General features: G+C 41.6%; 14 protein-coding genes, 16 tRNA genes and 3 rRNA genes. 29 read left to right on the top strand and 4 right to left on the bottom strand.

Annotated elements, in window-relative coordinates; all coding sequences use genetic code 11:
• Positions 1–8: 8 nt before the first annotated feature.
• Complete coding sequence (locus MHI22_RS12560) at positions 9–1,043, top strand: toxic anion resistance protein (protein WP_340812127.1); 1,035 nt, start codon at positions 9–11, stop codon at positions 1,041–1,043.
• A 127-nt stretch (positions 1,044–1,170) separates the two neighbouring features.
• Here MHI22_RS12560 and MHI22_RS12555 read toward each other — a convergent pair whose 3' ends face one another.
• Together MHI22_RS12555 and MHI22_RS12550 are read right to left on the bottom strand one after the other, a co-directional pair.
• A complete protein-coding gene (locus MHI22_RS12555) occupies positions 1,171–2,259 on the bottom strand; it encodes an FUSC family protein (protein ID WP_036122179.1) in 1,089 nt (362 codons plus the stop codon).
• Positions 2,260–2,396: 137 nt separating this feature from the next.
• Entirely contained in the window at positions 2,397–3,683 is a 1,287-nt protein-coding gene (locus tag MHI22_RS12550; protein WP_340812126.1) for a glutamate-1-semialdehyde 2,1-aminomutase, read from the bottom strand.
• Between the two features lie 130 nt (positions 3,684–3,813).
• Here MHI22_RS12550 and bcp point away from each other — a divergent pair, with 130 nt between their 5' ends.
• From bcp to perR, 3 genes are all read left to right on the top strand, one after another.
• Complete coding sequence (bcp, locus tag MHI22_RS12545) at positions 3,814–4,290, top strand: thioredoxin-dependent thiol peroxidase (RefSeq protein ID WP_036122175.1); 477 nt, start codon at positions 3,814–3,816, stop codon at positions 4,288–4,290.
• A complete protein-coding gene (locus tag MHI22_RS12540; RefSeq protein ID WP_271910978.1) occupies positions 4,287–5,231 on the top strand; it encodes a D-2-hydroxyacid dehydrogenase in 945 nt (314 codons plus the stop codon). Before bcp ends, MHI22_RS12540 begins: the two co-directional genes overlap by 4 nt.
• A 120-nt stretch (positions 5,232–5,351) precedes the next feature.
• A complete protein-coding gene (perR, locus tag MHI22_RS12535; protein ID WP_004230508.1) occupies positions 5,352–5,795 on the top strand; it encodes a peroxide-responsive transcriptional repressor PerR in 444 nt (147 codons plus the stop codon).
• Positions 5,796–5,816: 21 nt separating this feature from the next.
• Here the strand turns inward: perR and MHI22_RS12530 are convergent, their stop codons facing one another.
• Positions 5,817–6,170 carry a YgzB family protein gene (locus MHI22_RS12530; RefSeq protein WP_004230509.1) on the bottom strand — a complete coding sequence of 118 codons (354 nt, stop codon included), beginning with the start codon at positions 6,168–6,170 and terminating at the stop codon, positions 5,817–5,819.
• Positions 6,171–6,319: 149 nt separating this feature from the next.
• Between MHI22_RS12530 and MHI22_RS12525 the strand changes: the two genes are divergently transcribed.
• The 25 genes from MHI22_RS12525 (at position 6,320) to MHI22_RS12405 (ending at position 18,735) form a co-directional block, all read left to right on the top strand.
• A complete protein-coding gene (locus tag MHI22_RS12525) occupies positions 6,320–7,207 on the top strand; it encodes a nucleotidyltransferase-like protein (protein ID WP_036122165.1) in 888 nt (295 codons plus the stop codon).
• Between the two features lie 347 nt (positions 7,208–7,554).
• Positions 7,555–9,106 (top strand): 16S ribosomal RNA (locus MHI22_RS12520).
• 369 nt (positions 9,107–9,475) lie between these two features.
• A 23S ribosomal RNA gene (locus MHI22_RS12515) occupies positions 9,476–12,403 on the top strand.
• 112 nt (positions 12,404–12,515) lie between these two features.
• Positions 12,516–12,631, top strand: a 5S ribosomal RNA gene (gene rrf, locus MHI22_RS12510).
• Together the 16S, 23S and 5S rRNA genes with 16 tRNA genes alongside form the textbook arrangement of a ribosomal RNA operon.
• A gap of 16 nt (positions 12,632–12,647) precedes the next feature.
• Positions 12,648–12,724, top strand: a tRNA-Asn gene (locus MHI22_RS12505).
• 5 nt (positions 12,725–12,729) lie between these two features.
• Positions 12,730–12,821: transfer RNA gene (locus MHI22_RS12500), tRNA-Ser, on the top strand.
• A 24-nt stretch (positions 12,822–12,845) separates the two neighbouring features.
• Positions 12,846–12,920, top strand: a tRNA-Glu gene (locus tag MHI22_RS12495).
• 15 nt (positions 12,921–12,935) lie between these two features.
• A tRNA-Val gene (locus MHI22_RS12490) sits at positions 12,936–13,011 on the top strand.
• Positions 13,012–13,037: 26 nt separating this feature from the next.
• Positions 13,038–13,112: transfer RNA gene (locus MHI22_RS12485), tRNA-Met, on the top strand.
• A gap of 3 nt (positions 13,113–13,115) precedes the next feature.
• Positions 13,116–13,191, top strand: a tRNA-Asp gene (locus tag MHI22_RS12480).
• A gap of 16 nt (positions 13,192–13,207) precedes the next feature.
• A tRNA-Phe gene (locus MHI22_RS12475) sits at positions 13,208–13,280 on the top strand.
• Between the two features lie 12 nt (positions 13,281–13,292).
• Positions 13,293–13,368: transfer RNA gene (locus tag MHI22_RS12470), tRNA-Thr, on the top strand.
• 9 nt (positions 13,369–13,377) lie between these two features.
• Positions 13,378–13,461, top strand: a tRNA-Tyr gene (locus MHI22_RS12465).
• Between the two features lie 13 nt (positions 13,462–13,474).
• Positions 13,475–13,548 (top strand) — tRNA-Trp (locus MHI22_RS12460).
• A 12-nt stretch (positions 13,549–13,560) separates the two neighbouring features.
• Positions 13,561–13,636, top strand: a tRNA-His gene (locus tag MHI22_RS12455).
• Positions 13,637–13,671: 35 nt separating this feature from the next.
• Positions 13,672–13,747: transfer RNA gene (locus MHI22_RS12450), tRNA-His, on the top strand.
• Between the two features lie 17 nt (positions 13,748–13,764).
• A tRNA-Gln gene (locus tag MHI22_RS12445) sits at positions 13,765–13,839 on the top strand.
• Positions 13,840–13,843: 4 nt separating this feature from the next.
• Positions 13,844–13,918 (top strand) — tRNA-Gly (locus MHI22_RS12440).
• A gap of 8 nt (positions 13,919–13,926) precedes the next feature.
• Positions 13,927–14,000 (top strand) — tRNA-Cys (locus tag MHI22_RS12435).
• Positions 14,001–14,046: 46 nt separating this feature from the next.
• A tRNA-Leu gene (locus tag MHI22_RS12430) sits at positions 14,047–14,127 on the top strand.
• A 189-nt stretch (positions 14,128–14,316) separates the two neighbouring features.
• Entirely contained in the window at positions 14,317–14,859 is a 543-nt protein-coding gene (locus MHI22_RS12425) for a GNAT family N-acetyltransferase (protein WP_340812124.1), read from the top strand.
• Between the two features lie 14 nt (positions 14,860–14,873).
• The gene (locus MHI22_RS12420; RefSeq protein ID WP_340812715.1) at positions 14,874–15,677 is read left to right on the top strand and encodes a phosphotransferase family protein; all 804 of its coding nucleotides are present in this window, start codon (positions 14,874–14,876) and stop codon (positions 15,675–15,677) included.
• Positions 15,678–15,826: 149 nt separating this feature from the next.
• On the top strand, positions 15,827–16,858 hold the full coding sequence (locus MHI22_RS12415; RefSeq protein ID WP_340812122.1) for an ABC transporter permease: 1,032 nt from the start codon (positions 15,827–15,829) through the stop codon (positions 16,856–16,858).
• 2 nt (positions 16,859–16,860) lie between these two features.
• Positions 16,861–17,550 (top strand): ABC transporter ATP-binding protein, encoded by a 690-nt coding sequence (locus MHI22_RS12410; protein ID WP_036119281.1) that lies wholly within the window; start codon positions 16,861–16,863, stop codon positions 17,548–17,550.
• Between the two features lie 99 nt (positions 17,551–17,649).
• Positions 17,650–18,735, top strand: a complete 1,086-nt coding sequence (locus tag MHI22_RS12405; RefSeq protein ID WP_249646139.1) for an S-layer homology domain-containing protein — start codon at positions 17,650–17,652, stop codon at positions 18,733–18,735.
• 41 nt (positions 18,736–18,776) lie between these two features.
• Here MHI22_RS12405 and MHI22_RS12400 read toward each other — a convergent pair whose 3' ends face one another.
• Positions 18,777–19,523, bottom strand: coding sequence for an arylamine N-acetyltransferase family protein (locus tag MHI22_RS12400; protein WP_089934979.1), 747 nt, complete (start codon positions 19,521–19,523; stop codon positions 18,777–18,779).
• Between the last annotated feature and the right edge of the window lie 97 nt (positions 19,524–19,620).

Here is a 19,620-nt window from a genome sequence, read left to right as displayed (position 1 = left end):
CGGCACGAATGTCAAATATCTCGAAGACGTTGGAGCAGCTGACCTTAGAAACCGCTGACGCCGTCAAAGAACAGTTGCGAGACCATGCAGAGGTTCAGCAAATTGCTAATCGAATCAATATAAAAAATCAGTTAGAACTATTGGCGCTCGGAAAAGAGCCAGCGACAAAATTAGCTACATTTGCAGATCAGATTTTAGCTATTATTACCCGCTCAACATCCTTTGAATCAAATGAATTATTTAAGCAGCTTGAAGCTCTAATGCAGACATTTGATAAAAAAGATTTTACTGAGCAAAAGGGCTTTTTTAAAAAGCTATTTGCACGTAAAACCAAAAATGATGAAGATTTATTTGCCAAATACAATGTACTGGGTAGAGATATTGAGAAAATTCATTATCATTTTGTGTTGATGGAAGAGGAATTAGCGAAGGATAATCGAATACTTGCACGATTATATAACGAGGACTTGATGTACTATCTTGAACTAGAAAAATATATCGTAGCTACTGATATAAAATTACATGAAGTACAAACAACATTGATTCCGATGTATGAAAAGCAGAGCGAGGCTGGTAATCAGGTGGCGAAAATGGAGCTGAATAGTTTGCAAGCAATTGCTGAAATGCTCCGACAAAAAATAGATGAATTAGAAAAATCACGTATGGTCGCCATTTTAACAGCTCCGCAAATCGAAATGCTACGTCATGGCAATAGTGAACTGATGGAACAAATTAATGGCGCTTTTGTTAAGACCATCCCTGTTTTTAAAATGGGATTAATGAATGCAGTGAATGATAGGCGACAACAATTACAAAATCAATCTGCATCAGCCTTTGAAAATCGTATGAAGCAATTCGGAGGAGCTAGCGATGAAGCGGTGCAATTAAGCACTGCTATGGCTCAGCAATCAGGCCCAACACAGAGCCTTGAAGAAATGTGGGACATTATTGTTTCAGGTATTGAAAATTATCAGCATTTACGTGATGAGCAAACGGTAAAACGTCAGCAAGCAGAGCAACAGCTGCTAACATTGCGAAACTAACACCCTTCCTCTAAAGTAGGTCACTACTTGGAGGATTTTTTTGTATAGTAAAAGCGACAGATTAATCTTGATTTAGCGGGTGTTCAAACTCCCTTGATTTAAGATCATCTGTCGCTTAAAACGCTAGTTAAATAAATTCTTCTTCAAATTCTACATTGATTTCATGTCCATGATGACTTTGATAGGATACGATGAGTGTATCTAGATGCTCTAGATTTTCCTCATAATCTAAAATACGCGATAGTATATAAAGTAGGTGATAGCTAGAAAATTCCATATCGCCTTCTTCACGAGCAAAGTTGACTTGCTTGATGAAAATTTCCATCAGTTCATTGCGTTGGACATAGTCGATGCTTTTACTCCACTGTGAATGCTCAGGCTTTAATTTCCCTGTATATTTCAAGAGCAATTGTTCATGGTATGTTAATAAGGAATCAAGTCGCTCCTGTATCATCAAGTGAAATTGTGTAGGTAGCTGCGCCAATTCGTTTTCATGCTTATGCAAACGCTGTAGTAATTCTAAGCTTTTTTTGGAAGTTAAAATCATTTGACGATAGACTACAAGTTTACGTGCTTTCACATACTTTTTATTTTTGAAGTAATTACGTTCTTCCTTGAATAAATCATACAGCGTATCCACGCGCAACATACGGCTTTTAAATTTACTTAATGCTCCCTTTGTGGATGTATGCTCAGAAGCCTGACGTACAGCAAGTCGTGTCCAACGAATAATATCGTCCTGTAAAATATAGATTTTACGGAATAGCTTTACCTCGTATTTCGGTGGTAGGAAAACAAGGTTAACAACAAATGCTGCTAACACTCCAACTAATATAGTAACAAAGCGTATCAATCCAAACGTTAAGAAGTCATCGCCTTGAAATTCCATAATAGCCACAACTGACACCAACGCCAACGAAAGCGATTTTTCAAGTTTAAACTTCAACATTAAACCAATAGCTATTATGACGGCTATGCCAATGGCAACAACATGATGGCCAAAGAGTAAGCCAAACATAACGGCGATAGTCGCACCTATAATATTTGCCTGCACTTGCTCTACAATAGTTTGATATGAACGATAAATAGAAGGCTGAATCGCAAAAATGGCTGCAATTCCAGCAAAAACAGGTGAAGGGAGCTTTAATAACTCTGCGATAAACAGTGCTAAGACAATAGCGACACCAGTTTTAAATACACGGGCACCTAATTTCATAAAGATGTCCTTTCTGTCTAATATTTTTTAGTTTCTTTACATTATAGAAGGAAGTGCACATAAAATACATAGATTTGTATGCTTGAATATGAAAAAGGCGACTTTTACTAACAAGTCGCCTTTGTATTGTCACATGCTTACAATTGAGAAAACGCAGTATCTACGGCTTTAATAGTTTCAAGAATATCTGCTTCCGTATGCTCAGTTGTTAAGAACCACGCTTCATATTTAGAAGGAGCTAGATTGATACCTTGCTCAAGCATCAATTTAAAGAAACGACCAAAGATTTCACCGTCAGAGTTTTCAGCTTGGTCGTAGTTTTCTACTTTCACATCTGTAAAGTAAATCGTTAGTGCCCCTTTGAGTCGATTTAATGTGATGGTTACGCCATGCTTCTTGGCAGCAGCTAAAATACCCTCTTCTAGAATTCCACCTAATCGATCCATTTCATCGTAAATACCTGGTGTTTGTAGCACTTCTAGGCAGGCAATCCCTGCTTGCATAGAGGCAGGGTTTCCAGCCATCGTACCTGCTTGATATGCAGGGCCGAGGGGGGCAACTGTATCCATAATTTCTTTACGGCCACCGTATGCTCCGATTGGTAAGCCACCGCCAATAACTTTACCCAGTGCTGTTAGATCAGGTGTTAGATCGAGTAAATTTTGAGCACCACCATAGTGGAAGCGGAAGGCTGTGATGACTTCATCGTAAATCGTTAAAGCACCTTTTTCTTTTGCTGTCGCATGTACTAATTCAAGGAAACCTGGGTTTGGTTCCACAATACCGAAGTTGCCTACGATTGGTTCAATTAAGATCGCTGCAATTTCCTCGCCCCATTTATTCATAGCTTCTGTAAAGGCTTCAGGGCTATTGAAAGGTACCGTAATAACTTCTTCAGCAGTCGAAGTTGTTACACCTGCTGAATCAGGCGTTCCTAATGTTGCTGGGCCAGAACCGGCAGCTACTAATACTAAATCGAAGTGACCGTGGTAGCAACCAGCAAATTTCATGATTTTTGTTCGGCCTGTATAGGCGCGTGCAACACGAATAGTTGTCATAACAGCCTCAGTACCAGAGTTGTTAAAACGCACTTTGTCCATAGATGGGATGGCTTCTTTTAGCATTTTTGCGAAAGTAACCTCATATTCAGTCGGCGTTCCAAACAATGTACCATTTTCAGCTGCATGTGTAATGGCCTTTGCAATATGAGGATGGCCATGACCAGTAACGATTGGTCCATATGCTGCTAGATAGTCGATATAACGATTGCCATCTACATCCCAAAAATAAGCGCCTTTTCCTCGAGCCATTGCCACAGGAGAACCGCCACCTACTGCTTTATATGAACGAGAAGGGCTGTTTACACCACCCACGATATGCTGTATAGCTTCTGCATGTATTGCTTCAGATTTTGCGTGATTCATAGAATTGCCTCCTAACTTTTTATACGTAATCTATTGTAGACCTATCGTTGTAAGAAATCCAAAGAAATTAAGGAATATGACTTGATTTGTTACTTAGAGTAAAATAGAACCTACAGAGGAGGAGATTGTTATGACTTTACTAGAAGGACAAAAGGCGCCAGATTTTTCTCTAATGAATGAAAAGGGAGAAATGGTGCAGTTAGCTAATTTGAAAGGACAGAATGTTATTTTATACTTCTATCCCAAAGATATGACACCAGGCTGCACGACGGAGGCTTGTGATTTTCGTGATAAGTTCGAGGACTTCAGTCATTTAAATGCTGTTGTTCTGGGTGTTAGTCCAGATAACGCAAACAAACATACAAAATTTATTGATAAGCATGGTTTACCGTTTTCATTATTAGTTGATGACGATCATACCGTTGCTGAAGCATATGGTGTGTGGGTTTTAAAGAAAATGTATGGACGTGAATATATGGGCATAGAGCGTTCAACGTTTTTAATTGATACTGAGGGTAAGCTTGTAAAAGCTTGGCGTAAAGTACGTGTAAAAAATCATATTGAAGAAGTGTATACCTATTTAGCAGATCAGGAGGCAGCAAAGTGAAAATCTATTTTACATTTGAACCTAGACCAGATTTACGAGAGCCGTTATTAGCAGAATTTCCACAGGTTGATTTTATCTTCAAAAGTGGCTTATCGAATGAAGTTCTTCAACAAGCGGATGTTTTAGTTACATATGGTGAAGATTTAACAGAAGAAAGTATCCAATATGCGACAAAGCTAAAATGGATTTTCGTTGCCTCAGCAGGTATAGAAAAAATGCCAGCTCAAGCGATTATTGAACGTGGGATTTTAGTTTCGAATGTCCGTGGTATTCATAAAACACCAATGGCTGAATCGATGCTTGCCCATATTTTAGCGATTAAACGTGCGTTACCTTGGATGTATGAGCAGCAAAAGAAAAGTGAATGGTCGAAAAAAGCGCAGCAAACGGAATTACGAGATAGTACGGCGCTTATTTTAGGCCCAGGAGCGATTGGTTCAGAAGTTGGGCGTTTATTGCAGGCTTTTGGCGTGACGACGATTGGCTGCAACCGCTCTGGAAAAGAAGCGGCGTATATGGATACGATGATTAGCTTTGCTCAATTAAAAGAGGCCTTACCTAATGCGGATATCGTTATTTCGGTGTTACCAAAAACAAAAGAAACGACCCATTTATTAAAAGAAGAGCATTTTGCTGCTATGAAAAATAGCGCCATCTTCATGAATTTTGGTCGAGGCAATTTAGTGGAAGAAAGGGTACTCATTCAAGCAATCAAAAAAGAGCAAATTGGTTACGCCGTTTTAGATGTCTTTGAAGAAGAGCCTCTGTCAACGGACAATCCATTATGGACGTTACCGAATGTCATTGTATCACCACATGTATCTAGCCATTCTTCTCGTTATGTTGAACGAAGCTTAGAAATTTTCAAGCCAAGCCTAACAAAATGGCTGAAGGGTGACACGGATTTAGAAAATACGATGGATTTATCTAGAGGATATTAAGGGCCAGCCATTGATTTATTGAGAATAAGCAATGTGTGATTGTTGACGAAGTAGTGCGAATTGGATACACTATTTATAACAATTATAAATTAATAATACTTATGGAAGAGGTGCATGACGATGTCTGCAACGCATTTACAGGATGCACTGGACACGTTAAAAACAACTGGTGTTCGTATTACTCCTCAGCGTCATGCTATTTTGGAATATCTTATTCAATCAATGGCACATCCTACTGCCGATGAAATTTATAAAGCACTTGAGGGAAAGTTCCCTAATATGAGTGTAGCGACTGTCTATAACAACCTGCGCGTATTTCGTGAAGTGGGTCTTGTGAAAGAACTGACTTATGGAGATGCTTCAAGTCGCTTTGATTTCGTGACAAATGACCATTACCATATGATTTGTGAATGCTGTGGTAAGATCGTCGATTTCCATTATCCAGGACTCGACGAAATAGAGCATTTTGCATCACAGGTAACTGGTTTTGATGTGCACTCGCATCGTTTAGAGATATACGGCACTTGTCCATCATGTAAAGTTGCTACTGCTAAAGTACAATAAAAATCCTAGCTCTTACAAGGGCTAGGATTTTTTTGTTTTATTATTATAGGATTGATCGAACTCTTTACCTTCTAAAGTTGGATCAAGCGTTAGTGGTTCATTACAGTACATGCACATATCAACACGCCCTAAAACCTTTGTATGTTTATGACAATTAGGACATTCCACTTGAATAGCTCTTGTTGAAAGCAACCCGATCCAAGCATATACGACTGTGCTACCGATAATACATAAAACACCTAATGACATGAAAATTAAAACTAATATCGGGCTATTTTTAAAGAAAATTCCTCCGTACATGACAATAAAACCGAAGAAGATTAGTGCTAATGCGAATGAACGAATTTTATTAATTTTACTTTTGTAAGGTTTCATATTTCATCTTGCCTCCCAATCTAAAATCTACTATAACATATAAGGGCGAAGTATTTTAGCTTTGAGATGAATGAAAGAAGGAATACTTTTAGAGTATGTCGAATTTTTAACGGAACAAGAGAACCTATATGAATAAAGGGGGGCTGAACATGGAGCAGGTATTGCGTCCAATCTACCAAGAACGTGCGAGTCAGTCGAATACATTAGGCGTAATTTTAGTGGAGAAGCGTGAGGAACATAGTAACGTTACAGATACATTTGATACAGTTTTATTAATTATCGTAAAAGAAGCAGAGCAGCCAGTCTTTTCGAAACATTACTTATATGAAGGAAATAAAGTAGCTCTACATACAGTTACAGAGAAGTTAATACGAAAATGGTTGCTCATCGGTTCTAATAAGAAGGTAGTCGATTGGATTTTCTTTGGAAGGGTGTTATTTGATCGTAATGAATTTTTGCATAAATTAAAAATAGAATTGCAAGAATTCCCGTATAGCGGTCGTAAAATTAAAACAGGCATCCAATTCTCAAAGTTAATTCGCAGATATCTGGAGGGGAAAGAATACTTCGATAAAGGAAGTTACTTGGATGCTTATAATCACGTAGTCGATTCATTACATCATTTGGGTCGTCTTTCTATTATAGATAGCGGACTATACCCTGAAGTTACTGTTTGGGCACAAGTGAAAAAAATAGAGCCTGCTATCTACAAGCTGTATGAAGAGCTAGTGACGAGTAATGAGCCAATAGAAAAGCGCTTAGAATTATTGTTTTTAGCAAGTGAGTTTTTAATTCATTCTCGTACACGTGATGGTGCACAGCATATATTAGAAGTTATGCAAACGAAAGACATGTGGACGATTCAGGAATTGCATGACCATCATGAGCTCATGAATTACTCAGTAGATTTAGAAGTGTTTGTCGAATATTTAGTGGATAAAGGCTATATTCAAATAGAACCAATTGCTGCAAAAAATGAGATGATATTTCACCGTCATTACAAGGTCAATAAAGAGGCACTAGAAATGGGGCAATGACTGTAGTATGCTTGTAATCGAGGTATTTAAAAATACCTCGATATTTTTTTAGAAAAGTAGTTGACGAATGATATCTTGGTATTGTATTATATTAATTGTCGCTAAGACATAACGAAATGCTCGATGAAAAACATAAAAAACTTTTTCAAAAAAGTAGTTGACATGATTTGAGCGAGATGTTAATATTAAGAAGTTGCTGAAAAACGACTCGAATAATGAACCTTGAAAACTGAACAAGCAAAACGTAATCAATAAAGTTTTTAGTAACTAACTTCGGTTAATGAACAAAACAAAATTTTGGACATCAAAATGATGCCAGCAAAACAATTTGAGCTATTCAAATTTCTTTTATGGAGAGTTTGATCCTGGCTCAGGACGAACGCTGGCGGCGTGCCTAATACATGCAAGTCGAGCGAACAGAGAAGGAGCTTGCTCCTTCGACGTTAGCGGCGGACGGGTGAGTAACACGTGGGCAACCTACCTTATAGTTTGGGATAACTCCGGGAAACCGGGGCTAATACCGAATAATCTGTTTCACCTCATGGTGAAACACTGAAAGACGGTTTCGGCTGTCGCTATAGGATGGGCCCGCGGCGCATTAGCTAGTTGGTGAGGTAACGGCTCACCAAGGCGACGATGCGTAGCCGACCTGAGAGGGTGATCGGCCACACTGGGACTGAGACACGGCCCAGACTCCTACGGGAGGCAGCAGTAGGGAATCTTCCACAATGGGCGAAAGCCTGATGGAGCAACGCCGCGTGAGTGAAGAAGGATTTCGGTTCGTAAAACTCTGTTGTAAGGGAAGAACAAGTACAGTAGTAACTGGCTGTACCTTGACGGTACCTTATTAGAAAGCCACGGCTAACTACGTGCCAGCAGCCGCGGTAATACGTAGGTGGCAAGCGTTGTCCGGAATTATTGGGCGTAAAGCGCGCGCAGGTGGTTTCTTAAGTCTGATGTGAAAGCCCACGGCTCAACCGTGGAGGGTCATTGGAAACTGGGAGACTTGAGTGCAGAAGAGGATAGTGGAATTCCAAGTGTAGCGGTGAAATGCGTAGAGATTTGGAGGAACACCAGTGGCGAAGGCGACTATCTGGTCTGTAACTGACACTGAGGCGCGAAAGCGTGGGGAGCAAACAGGATTAGATACCCTGGTAGTCCACGCCGTAAACGATGAGTGCTAAGTGTTAGGGGGTTTCCGCCCCTTAGTGCTGCAGCTAACGCATTAAGCACTCCGCCTGGGGAGTACGGTCGCAAGACTGAAACTCAAAGGAATTGACGGGGGCCCGCACAAGCGGTGGAGCATGTGGTTTAATTCGAAGCAACGCGAAGAACCTTACCAGGTCTTGACATCCCGTTGACCACTGTAGAGATATAGTTTCCCCTTCGGGGGCAACGGTGACAGGTGGTGCATGGTTGTCGTCAGCTCGTGTCGTGAGATGTTGGGTTAAGTCCCGCAACGAGCGCAACCCTTGATCTTAGTTGCCATCATTTAGTTGGGCACTCTAAGGTGACTGCCGGTGACAAACCGGAGGAAGGTGGGGATGACGTCAAATCATCATGCCCCTTATGACCTGGGCTACACACGTGCTACAATGGACGATACAAACGGTTGCCAACTCGCGAGAGGGAGCTAATCCGATAAAGTCGTTCTCAGTTCGGATTGTAGGCTGCAACTCGCCTACATGAAGCCGGAATCGCTAGTAATCGCGGATCAGCATGCCGCGGTGAATACGTTCCCGGGCCTTGTACACACCGCCCGTCACACCACGAGAGTTTGTAACACCCGAAGTCGGTGAGGTAACCTTTTGGAGCCAGCCGCCGAAGGTGGGATAGATGATTGGGGTGAAGTCGTAACAAGGTAGCCGTATCGGAAGGTGCGGCTGGATCACCTCCTTTCTAAGGATATTTTCGGAATACAAACCTAGGGTTTGTAAGATTACGTTTTGCGTTCAGTTTTGAAGGTTCATTCTTCTGAATGAATTACTTCTAATTATGTGCTCCTGTCGCTACGCTTTCGTCGCAAAGCTGCGAGATGTAGAAGCAGGCAGTAGCTTTGTTCTTTGAAAACTGGATAAAACGACATTGAAATTGTAACAAACACATTTATTTTTTTTAAGTTTTTTATAGGCTTAATAACATTAAAAGGGTTTCAAGACACGAGCAGTTCTAGGAAGCAATCGAGTGAATGAAGGAGCGTACTTGAGTACGTGACTGATTGAACGAGTGAAGCTGACAACGAAATGTGATGTGTATTGAAAGCCGTTAGGTTAAGTTATTAAGGGCGCACGGCGAATGCCTTGGCACTAGGAGCCGAAGAAGGACGGCACTAACACCGATATGCTTCGGGGAGCTGTAAGTGAGCTTTGATCCGGAGATTTCCGAATGGGGGAACCCACTACGTTTAATCGCGTAGTATCTTGACGTGAATACATAGCGTCTTGAAGGCAGACCCAGGGAACTGAAACATCTAAGTACCTGGAGGAAGAGAAAGAAAAATCGATTCCCTGAGTAGCGGCGAGCGAAACGGGAAGAGCCCAAACCAAGAGGCTTGCCTCTTGGGGTTGTAGGACACTCAATACGGAGTTACAAAAGAGCGAGTTAGATGAAGCGACTTGGAAAGGTCCGCCAGAGCAGGTAAAAGCCCTGTAGTCGAAAGTTCGTTCTCTCCTGAGTGGATCCTGAGTACGGCGGAACACGTGAAATTCCGTCGGAATCCGGGAGGACCATCTCCCAAGGCTAAATACTACCTAGTGACCGATAGTGAACCAGTACCGTGAGGGAAAGGTGAAAAGCACCCCGGAAGGGGAGTGAAAGAGATCCTGAAACCGTGTGCCTACAAGTAGTTAGAGCCCGTTAATGGGTGATAGCGTGCCTTTTGTAGAATGAACCGGCGAGTTACGATTACGTGCGAGGTTAAGCTTTAGAAGGCGGAGCCGCAGCGAAAGCGAGTCTGAATAGGGCGAAATAGTACGTGGTCGTAGACCCGAAACCAGGTGATCTACCCATGTCCAGGGTGAAGGTAAGGTAACACTTACTGGAGGCCCGAACCCACGCACGTTGAAAAGTGCGGGGATGAGGTGTGGGTAGCGGAGAAATTCCAATCGAACTTGGAGATAGCTGGTTCTCTCCGAAATAGCTTTAGGGCTAGCCTCGTGATGAGAATACTGGAGGTAGAGCACTGTTTGGACTAGGGGGCCATCCCGGTTTACCGAATTCAGACAAACTCCGAATGCCAGATATTTATACACGGGAGTCAGACTGCGAGTGATAAGATCCGTAGTCAAAAGGGAAACAGCCCAGACCACCAGCTAAGGTCCCAAAGTAATCGTTAAGTGGAAAAGGATGTGGCGTTGCACAGACAACCAGGATGTTGGCTTAGAAGCAGCCATCATTTAAAGAGTGCGTAATAGCTCACTGGTCGAGTGACGCTGCGCCGAAAATGTATCGGGGCTAAACGATTCACCGAAGCTGTGGATTGACATCTACGATGTCAGTGGTAGGAGAGCGTTCTAAGTGCGTTGAAGTCAGACCGGAAGGACTGGTGGAGCGCTTAGAAGTGAGAATGCCGGTATGAGTAGCGAAAGACGGGTGAGAATCCCGTCCACCGTATGACTAAGGTTTCCTGAGGAAGGCTCGTCCGCTCAGGGTTAGTCGGGACCTAAGCCGAGGCCGATAGGCGTAGGCGATGGACAACAGGTTGATATTCCTGTACCACCTCCTCACCGTTTGAGAAATGGGGGGACGCAGTAGGATAGGGTAAGCGCGCTGTTGGTTATGCGCGTCCAAGCAGTAAGGCGTGTGTGTAGGCAAATCCGCACACTGTAACGTTGAGCTGTGATGGCGAGTCCGTATGGACGAAGTTCCTGATTTCACACTGCCAAGAAAAGCCTCTATCGAGGTGAGAGGTGCCCGTACCGCAAACCGACACAGGTAGTCGAGGAGAGAATCCTAAGGTGTGCGAGAGAACTCTCGTTAAGGAACTCGGCAAAATGACCCCGTAACTTCGGGAGAAGGGGTGCTCTTGAGCGTGCAAGCGCATGAGAGCCGCAGTGAATAGGCCCAGGCGACTGTTTAGCAAAAACACAGGTCTCTGCAAAACCGTAAGGTGACGTATAGGGGCTGACGCCTGCCCGGTGCTGGAAGGTTAAGAGGAGTGGTTAGCGCAAGCGAAGCTGCGAATTGAAGCCCCAGTAAACGGCGGCCGTAACTATAACGGTCCTAAGGTAGCGAAATTCCTTGTCGGGTAAGTTCCGACCCGCACGAAAGGCGTAACGATCTGGGCACTGTCTCAACGAGAGACTCGGTGAAATTATAGTACCTGTGAAGATGCAGGTTACCCGCGACAGGACGGAAAGACCCCGTGGAGCTTTACTGTAGCCTGATATTGAATTTTGGTACAACTTGTACAGGATAGGTAGGAGCCAGAGATCTCGGAGCGCCAGCTTCGAAGGAGGCGTCGGTGGGATACTACCCTGGTTGTATTGAAATTCTAACCCATGCCCCTTAGCGGGGCAGGAGACAGTGTCAGGCGGACAGTTTGACTGGGGCGGTCGCCTCCTAAAAGGTAACGGAGGCGCCCAAAGGTTCCCTCAGAATGGTTGGAAATCATTCGTAGAGTGTAAAGGCACAAGGGAGCTTGACTGCGAGACCTACAAGTCGAGCAGGGTCGAAAGACGGGCTTAGTGATCCGGTGGTTCCGCATGGAAGGGCCATCGCTCAACGGATAAAAGCTACCCCGGGGATAACAGGCTTATCTCCCCCAAGAGTCCACATCGACGGGGAGGTTTGGCACCTCGATGTCGGCTCATCGCATCCTGGGGCTGTAGTCGGTCCCAAGGGTTGGGCTGTTCGCCCATTAAAGCGGTACGCGAGCTGGGTTCAGAACGTCGTGAGACAGTTCGGTCCCTATCCGTCGTGGGCGTAGGAAATTTGAGAGGAGCTGTCCTTAGTACGAGAGGACCGGGATGGACACACCGCTGGTGTACCAGTTGTCTTGCCAAAGGCATCGCTGGGTAGCTATGTGTGGACGGGATAAGTGCTGAAAGCATCTAAGCATGAAGCCCCCCTCAAGATGAGATTTCCCATTACGCAAGTAAGTAAGATCCCTCAAAGACGATGAGGTAGATAGGTTCGAGGTGGAAGTGTGGTGACACATGGAGCTGACGAATACTAATCGATCGAGGACTTAACCAAAACGTTTGAACCATTCAATGTACGTTTATCCAGTTTTGAAAGAATAAAAAATATTATAATATACTTGTAATTTTGATAAAATATGTTATAATAAGTATTGTCTTTCAAATAGTCTAGTGATGATGGCAAAGAGGTCACACCCGTTCCCATACCGAACACGGAAGTTAAGCTCTTTAGCGCCGATGGTAGTTGGGGGTTTCCCCCTGTGAGAGTAGGACGTCGCTAGGCTATATACTAAAATTATTCCGAAGTAGCTCAGTTGGTAGTAGCACCTGACTGTTAATCAGGTTGTCGCAGGTTCGAGTCCTGCCTTCGGAGCCATTCTTGGAGAGTTGTCCGAGTGGCCGAAGGAGCACGATTGGAAATCGTGTAGGCGGTTAACACTGTCTCAAGGGTTCAAATCCCTTACTCTCCGCCAGCACTTTGATTTATTCCAAAAGTTGGCCCCTTGGTCAAGTGGTTAAGACACCGCCCTTTCACGGCGGTAACACGGGTTCGAATCCCGTAGGGGTCACCATTTAAATACCCAGATGGAGGATTAGCTCAGCTGGGAGAGCATCTGCCTTACAAGCAGAGGGTCGGCGGTTCGAGCCCGTCATCCTCCACCATTATTTTTACAATAGTATATGATTATCGCGGGGTGGAGCAGTGGTAGCTCGTCGGGCTCATAACCCGAAGGTCGTTGGTTCAAATCCGGCCCCCGCAACCAAATGGTCCCGTGGTGTAGCGGTTAACATGCCTGCCTGTCACGCAGGAGATCGCCGGTTCGATCCCGGTCGGGACCGCCATTTATTTTAATAACAAGGGTCAGTAGCTCAGTTGGTAGAGCATTAGATTGAAGCTCTAAGTGTCGGCGGTTCGATTCCGTCCTGACCCATCATGTTTTTTTGCCGGTGTAGCTCAGTTGGTAGAGCAACTGACTTGTAATCAGTAGGTCGTGGGTTCGACTCCTATCGCCGGCACCATGTATTCCCGGAGGGGTAGCGAAGTGGCTAAACGCGGCGGACTGTAAATCCGCTCCTTAGGGTTCGGCGGTTCGAATCCGTCCCCCTCCACCAGTTTTATTATTATAGGGGCATAGTTCAACGGTAGAATAGAGGTCTCCAAAACCTTTGGTGTGGGTTCGATTCCTACTGCCCCTGCCAATTAATTTTATGGCGATTGTGGCGAAGTGGTTAACGCACCGGATTGTGGTTCCGGCATTCGTGGGTTCGATTCCCATCAGTCGCCCCATTTAAAGTAAAATTAATAAAAATTATAATATAATGGCGATTGTGGCGAAGTGGTTAACGCACCGGATTGTGGTTCCGGCACTCGTGGGTTCGATTCCCATCAGTCGCCCCATTTATATAATTATCTTTTGGGGTATAGCCAAGCGGTAAGGCAACGGATTTTGATTCCGTCATGCCCTGGTTCGAATCCAGGTACCCCAGCCATTTTGCGGAAGTAGTTCAGTGGTAGAACACCACCTTGCCAAGGTGGGGGTCGCGAGTTCGAACCTCGTCTTCCGCTCCAACTTCGATGGCGGCATAGCCAAGTGGTAAGGCACAGGTCTGCAACACCTTTATCACCGGTTCAAATCCGGTTGCCGCCTCCATATTTTAACTCTAATCGGTGTATCCGATTTTTTTTATCTCCATTATGCCGGTGTGGCGGAATTGGCAGACGCGCACGACTCAAAATCGTGTTCCTTTGGAGTGTCGGTTCGACCCCGACCACCGGTATCCTAGACAGTATGTTAAAACTGTCTATAGAAACGTTTCTTACTTAGTGTAAGAAGCGTTTTTTTATTTGTCATCAATAATAATATTGCATTCTAAACCTCGCGTGAATGATTAAAATTTTTTATGCCAAAAGAGGATATAAATACATACATATTGAATAAACAGTAAATACGAAGGTAGGTGTGGAACATGATTATAAGGGAAGCAAAATTGTCGGATGCTAAAGGCATAGCAAAAGTTCATGTAGATAGTTGGAAGAATACTTATAAAAATATTCTTCCTACCGAGTATTTAGAAAAATTGTCTTATGAGCAAAGAACAGAATTATGGGTAAGGAACATCTCTAAAGTTGATCATTATGTCTTTGTTGCAGAAAACAATAATGGGGAAATTATTGGATTTACTGATGGTGGTAAGAGAGCTGAAAATGAAATTGAAGGGTCTGGGGATTTAACATCCATCTACATTTTAGATCAATTTCAGGGTCAAGGAATAGGCAGTAAACTAGTCAATAAATTGTTTACTAAGTTGAAAGCATTAGGCTATGAAAAAATATTTGTTGAGGTTTTAGAGGATAATCAGTCGAAGCGTTTTTATAAGAGATTGGGTGCTAGATTAGAAAAAACGGAAAAGATTAATATAGGAAATCAAGACTTAGACTTATTAATTTATGTGTGGAGTAATATAGATCCTGTTCTTTATCAAACTAGAGGAAAAAGAAAGGCTGATTAAAATAAGTAGCATTGGTGGTGAAAATTTTGCATCCCATACAACGAAATGAAATACCTAAAGACATAATTGAGTATGTTGGAGGAGTTATCCATATTTATTTTCCAAGACAAGGACATACATCGGATGTAGGAATTCTTAATTCTAAAAGAGGAATATTCGTTTTAAAAAGAACAAAAGGAACACAATTTTGTTCCTGGTTAACGAAAGAAGCAACTGTCCTTAAACATTTATCAAAATCTACATTACCAGTTCCAACGTTGCATTATTTTATTGAACAACCATTAGAAAATCAGTCATGGGCTTTAATGGCATATTTAGAAGGCGACACCGTTAGAAGTGCACTAGAAAATGAGATTAAAGAGGAAAACAGACATGAAATAATATTTAACTTTGGGAAGATCCTTTCTGCCATTCATTCAACCCGATGTCCACAAGAGTTAGTAAAAGACACACCATGGATAGACGATATGTTGGGACAAGCTGAGTTTAATTTGAAAAATTTTAAAGTAGATGGCACTCCAAAATTATTAGATAAATTGAAAAGGAAAAAACCAAAAATCATTCAGCAAACATTTATACACGGTGATTTCACAATTGACAATGTTCTTGTACAGAATAGAAAAATTTCAGGAGTTATCGATTGGAGTGCTGGAGCATTAGGTGATCCACGATATGATGTTGCTCTGGCGGTACGCCCTAAACCACATGTATTTGAAACAGAACAAGACGAACAGATATTCTATGAAGGGTACGGCGTTAAGTTAATAGACCAAAATGAATACAATTACTTTAAAAATGGATTATATGAATTTTTTTAAATTAAAAATATTTTAAACCGTTCTATAGGATAAAAACTTCCTTTATAGATCGGTTTTTTATTTTCCCGGTCATTTTTAATGATTAGTTCATGCTCTGTTCATGTAAACATTTTAAGCTATGAGTAATCAAAGAAATGGAGGGGTTAGTAATGAACCTTGCGTGGAAAGAGATAAAGAAGAATAAAGTACGGTTTTTAATCTTGGGCTCCATTATCTTCCTAGTTAGTTTTTTAACGTTTATTATTTCGGGTTTGGCAAATGGTCTATCGCAGGATAATGCAGCTTTAATTAAAGATTTACCGAAAGGACAAATTTACATGGCTGAAGATGCAGAGGGGGCGTTTAATCTTTCGAGAATTGATAGCGACCTTCAACAGGAAGTCATGGGGAAAGAGAAAGAAGCAGTAGCTTTTTCGATTCAAATGGGCTTTTTAAATGATCAAGACGATAAACAGCAGAGTGTTGCCTTTGTTACATCTACCGAGTCCAGATTGTTTCAAAATGTGCATCAAGGGGAGGTACTGTTAGATAGCTCGTTACAGGATAAAGGAATCAAAGTCGGAGATACATTAAAGAATAATCAATACAATGGTGAGTTCATCGTTAAAGGCTTTGTGGAGCAAAAGAAATATAGCCACGCACCTGTCGCTTACATTAGTGAAGAGGCCTATCACGAGATGTATCGTGTAAAGGACAAACAGTTAATTTATGTACCAAATAGCGAGCCAAAAGAGTTTAAAGGGCTACAAGCATACAACAATAAAGAATTTCTCAATACAATTCCCAGCTATAGTGCGGAACAGCTATCTTTAAATATGATTATATGGTTCTTAGTTGTCATTAGTGGCATGTTATTCGCCATTTTCTTCTATATGATGAATGTGCAAAAAATTGGTTTGTATGGCATCTTAAAAGCAATTGGTTTAAAAACAAGTAAGTTGTTTAAAATGATCTGGACACAGATGGCTATTATTACAATGATCTCACTTGTCATATCCATTAGCCTTAGCCAGTTATTTCATGTTGTTGCACCTAAGGGAATGCCCTTCACCTTAGCAATTGGCACTACAACACAGTTATCCATAGTGTTTCTTATCATTGGCTTTATCGGAGCTACATTGTCGGGTCTACAAATTAAAAAAATTGAACCGTTACAAGCCATACAACAAGGGGAGGGATAATCATGACATTGTTTACAATTGATGAAGTGCGAAAAACGTTTAAAAATGGTGAAGTGGAGGAGGAAATTTTAAAAGGTATCAATCTTTCGTTAAAAGAGGGGGAGATTACTGCATTGGTAGGTGCGTCTGGTTCAGGGAAAAGTACACTGTTAACGATAGCTGCGGGACTACAGCCAGCAACAGATGGGCAAGTGTTTTTCGAAGAACAAAATCTTACAACGATGAGCACTGAGCAGGTACGGAAATTACGTGCAAGTAAATTTGGCTTTGTCTTTCAGTTTGCGCATCTCGTACCATTTCTGACAGTGGAGGAGCAGCTGCTGTTAATGCTAGATGTTGCTGAGTCTCGGTTAAAGAAGTACGAACAGCAGCATGAAGTGAATCATCTACTACAATTAATTGGAATGGCTCATCGTAAAACGGCTTATCCTTCCTCCTTATCAGGTGGAGAAAAGCAGCGTGTAGCAATCGCACGTGCCATCATTCATCAACCAAAAGTATTGTTTGCTGATGAACCAACAGCTAGTTTAGACTCCCAGCGTTCTAAAGAAATTATGCTGTTGCTAAGAGAATTAACGAAAACATTAAAGATTACAACATTAATGGTGACACATGATGAAGAAATGCTCGCCTATGCTGATCGTATTATTAAAATGAGCGATGGGCTTGTGTTACCAAATGCTATGTACTAATTGGAAATACCACAATCATATCTTTTATGGTTGTGGTATTTTCATATGAAGAGTAAAAATTGACTTAGATGGGTAAAGAATCGAAGGAGGAGGGATAATGTGAAGAACCTATTGAAAATTATATGTTTAATCCTGATAACTGTTTGTCTATTACCTAAGGAAGTACGGGCAGCAAGCTTTAAAGATTTAACTGATGAGACATTATCAACAGAAATTGATTATTTAGTAGAGCAGGATATTGTGAGGGGTTATTCAAATACTCTGTTCAAGCCGAACGAAAAAGTTACGAAAGCACAGGTTGCTGTGATGTTAACTCGTGCTCTAGGATTAAATACAATCAATATAAAAAATCCTAATTTTCAGGATGTAACGACTGCACATAAGTATTATAAAGAAATTGCTGCGGTACAAAATGCGGGCATTTTTAATGCAGTCGATAAATTCCATCCAGATGCAATGATTACAAGAGGACAAATGGCTATTGTACTGCACAGAGCCTTTCAATTAAAGGGCTCAGATCCTTATTATTTTTCGGATGTAACGGAGCAGACACCAGGCTATAAAGAGATTTTAACATTGGCTCATAATCATTTAATAAGAGGTTATGAGGATGGAGCATTTAAACCAAATGAGCCTGTTACACGTGCTCACTTTTCAGCATTTTTGGCACGAGCGATGACTCTGACTAAGCCTGATTTGCTAAAAGATCCTGCTTTTGTTTATACGTATGCTCATTATTCTTTAAGTGATAATCAACGCTATACGTTAAACTATCAATATGACCATCATGACGGTAAAAATGATGTATGGACAGTCCAAAATGTAAGTACAGCACAAACATTTCCTAATGAACTGTTATATGGACATGACCGTATATATGGTCAAGCTATTGCTAGTGATGCTACCACACATTATGATTTGTATTTGGAACTACCACTTAGAATAGGTGTCATTTTACATGAGGATGACGAGGGAGTGACGTCTGGTGTACGAGTGACAGTTAAAACGACTAACGGTACTGTGCGAGCTGGTGAGGTTCAATATACAGGTGTCGTGATACTTGAGGAAAGATCCATCTATAGTGATGTGGTGAAAACTTATTATTTTGTAGATGGAATTGGTTTAGTGAAAGAGCTACACAATGACATTGTTGTGTTAGAGTTATTAAATCGTACAATGAAATAAATTGAAAGCAAGCCTCTTTTTGAAGTGGGCTTGCTTTGTTGTTAGTTTTGTAATGTAATATGAAAAAAACGCTGAAGAGCTTGCAGCCATTCTTTGTCATTGTGTGTAGTATAAATTGTTAAGGATGAACCTTCATAGATTCTAAATTCGTTGTTCATCATGGTATGACGTCCACGAGTAGTGCGAATCATAGCAATTTTATTTTTTTGCTGCGAGAGTCGAGGTGCAAATTTTGCCTCATTTGCATCATCATGAAAACTATAAAGCAAACGCCAATTTTGTTTTGTTTGTTCAAACAGCATCCAACCATTTGCTTCATCTCGTTCTATTTTATATAACTCTTGGCCTTCACGATGTTGATGTCCTGCAATCAATGGTACTGGCTTACAGGGTGCTAAAGCACCTACTCCTACATCTGAGATATAGGTCTGTCCACCCTCATTTATTAATAAAAGCTGGTGCATAGGAATCTCCTCTGTAGGTGTATCTTCTGCCACGTTACGCCAAAACTGCGCATATCGATTCGTAACAGAGAATCCAAGTTCCCGCAAGAGCCAGCTAAATAAGATATTGAGTTCAAAGCAATTGCCACCACGTCGTTCAACCATTATTTTTTGATATAAATCAGGGATAGCGAAGGAGATACCACGGTTCAAGGCAACATCTAAATTTTCATAGGGAATGGTCAATAGATGTTTCGTTTGTAGTTGTCCAAGTAGTTGTATAGTTGGCTCTAAAGATCCTTGAAATTGAATATGCTGTAAATAGTGATGAATCTGAGAATTCATAAAATCGCCTCACTTCCTTATTAATAACATAACCGAAATAGTCTAAGATTACACGCATAAACTGAAGGAGGAAATGATAGAAAAATAGCTAAATAAC

This window comes from Lysinibacillus sp. FSL L8-0312 (assembly GCF_038003285.1).
Lineage (GTDB): Bacteria > Bacillota > Bacilli > Bacillales_A > Planococcaceae > Lysinibacillus > Lysinibacillus fusiformis_D.
The sequence above is the reverse complement of the archived record's forward strand: the minus strand, read 5'-3'. Positions and strand labels throughout refer to the sequence as shown.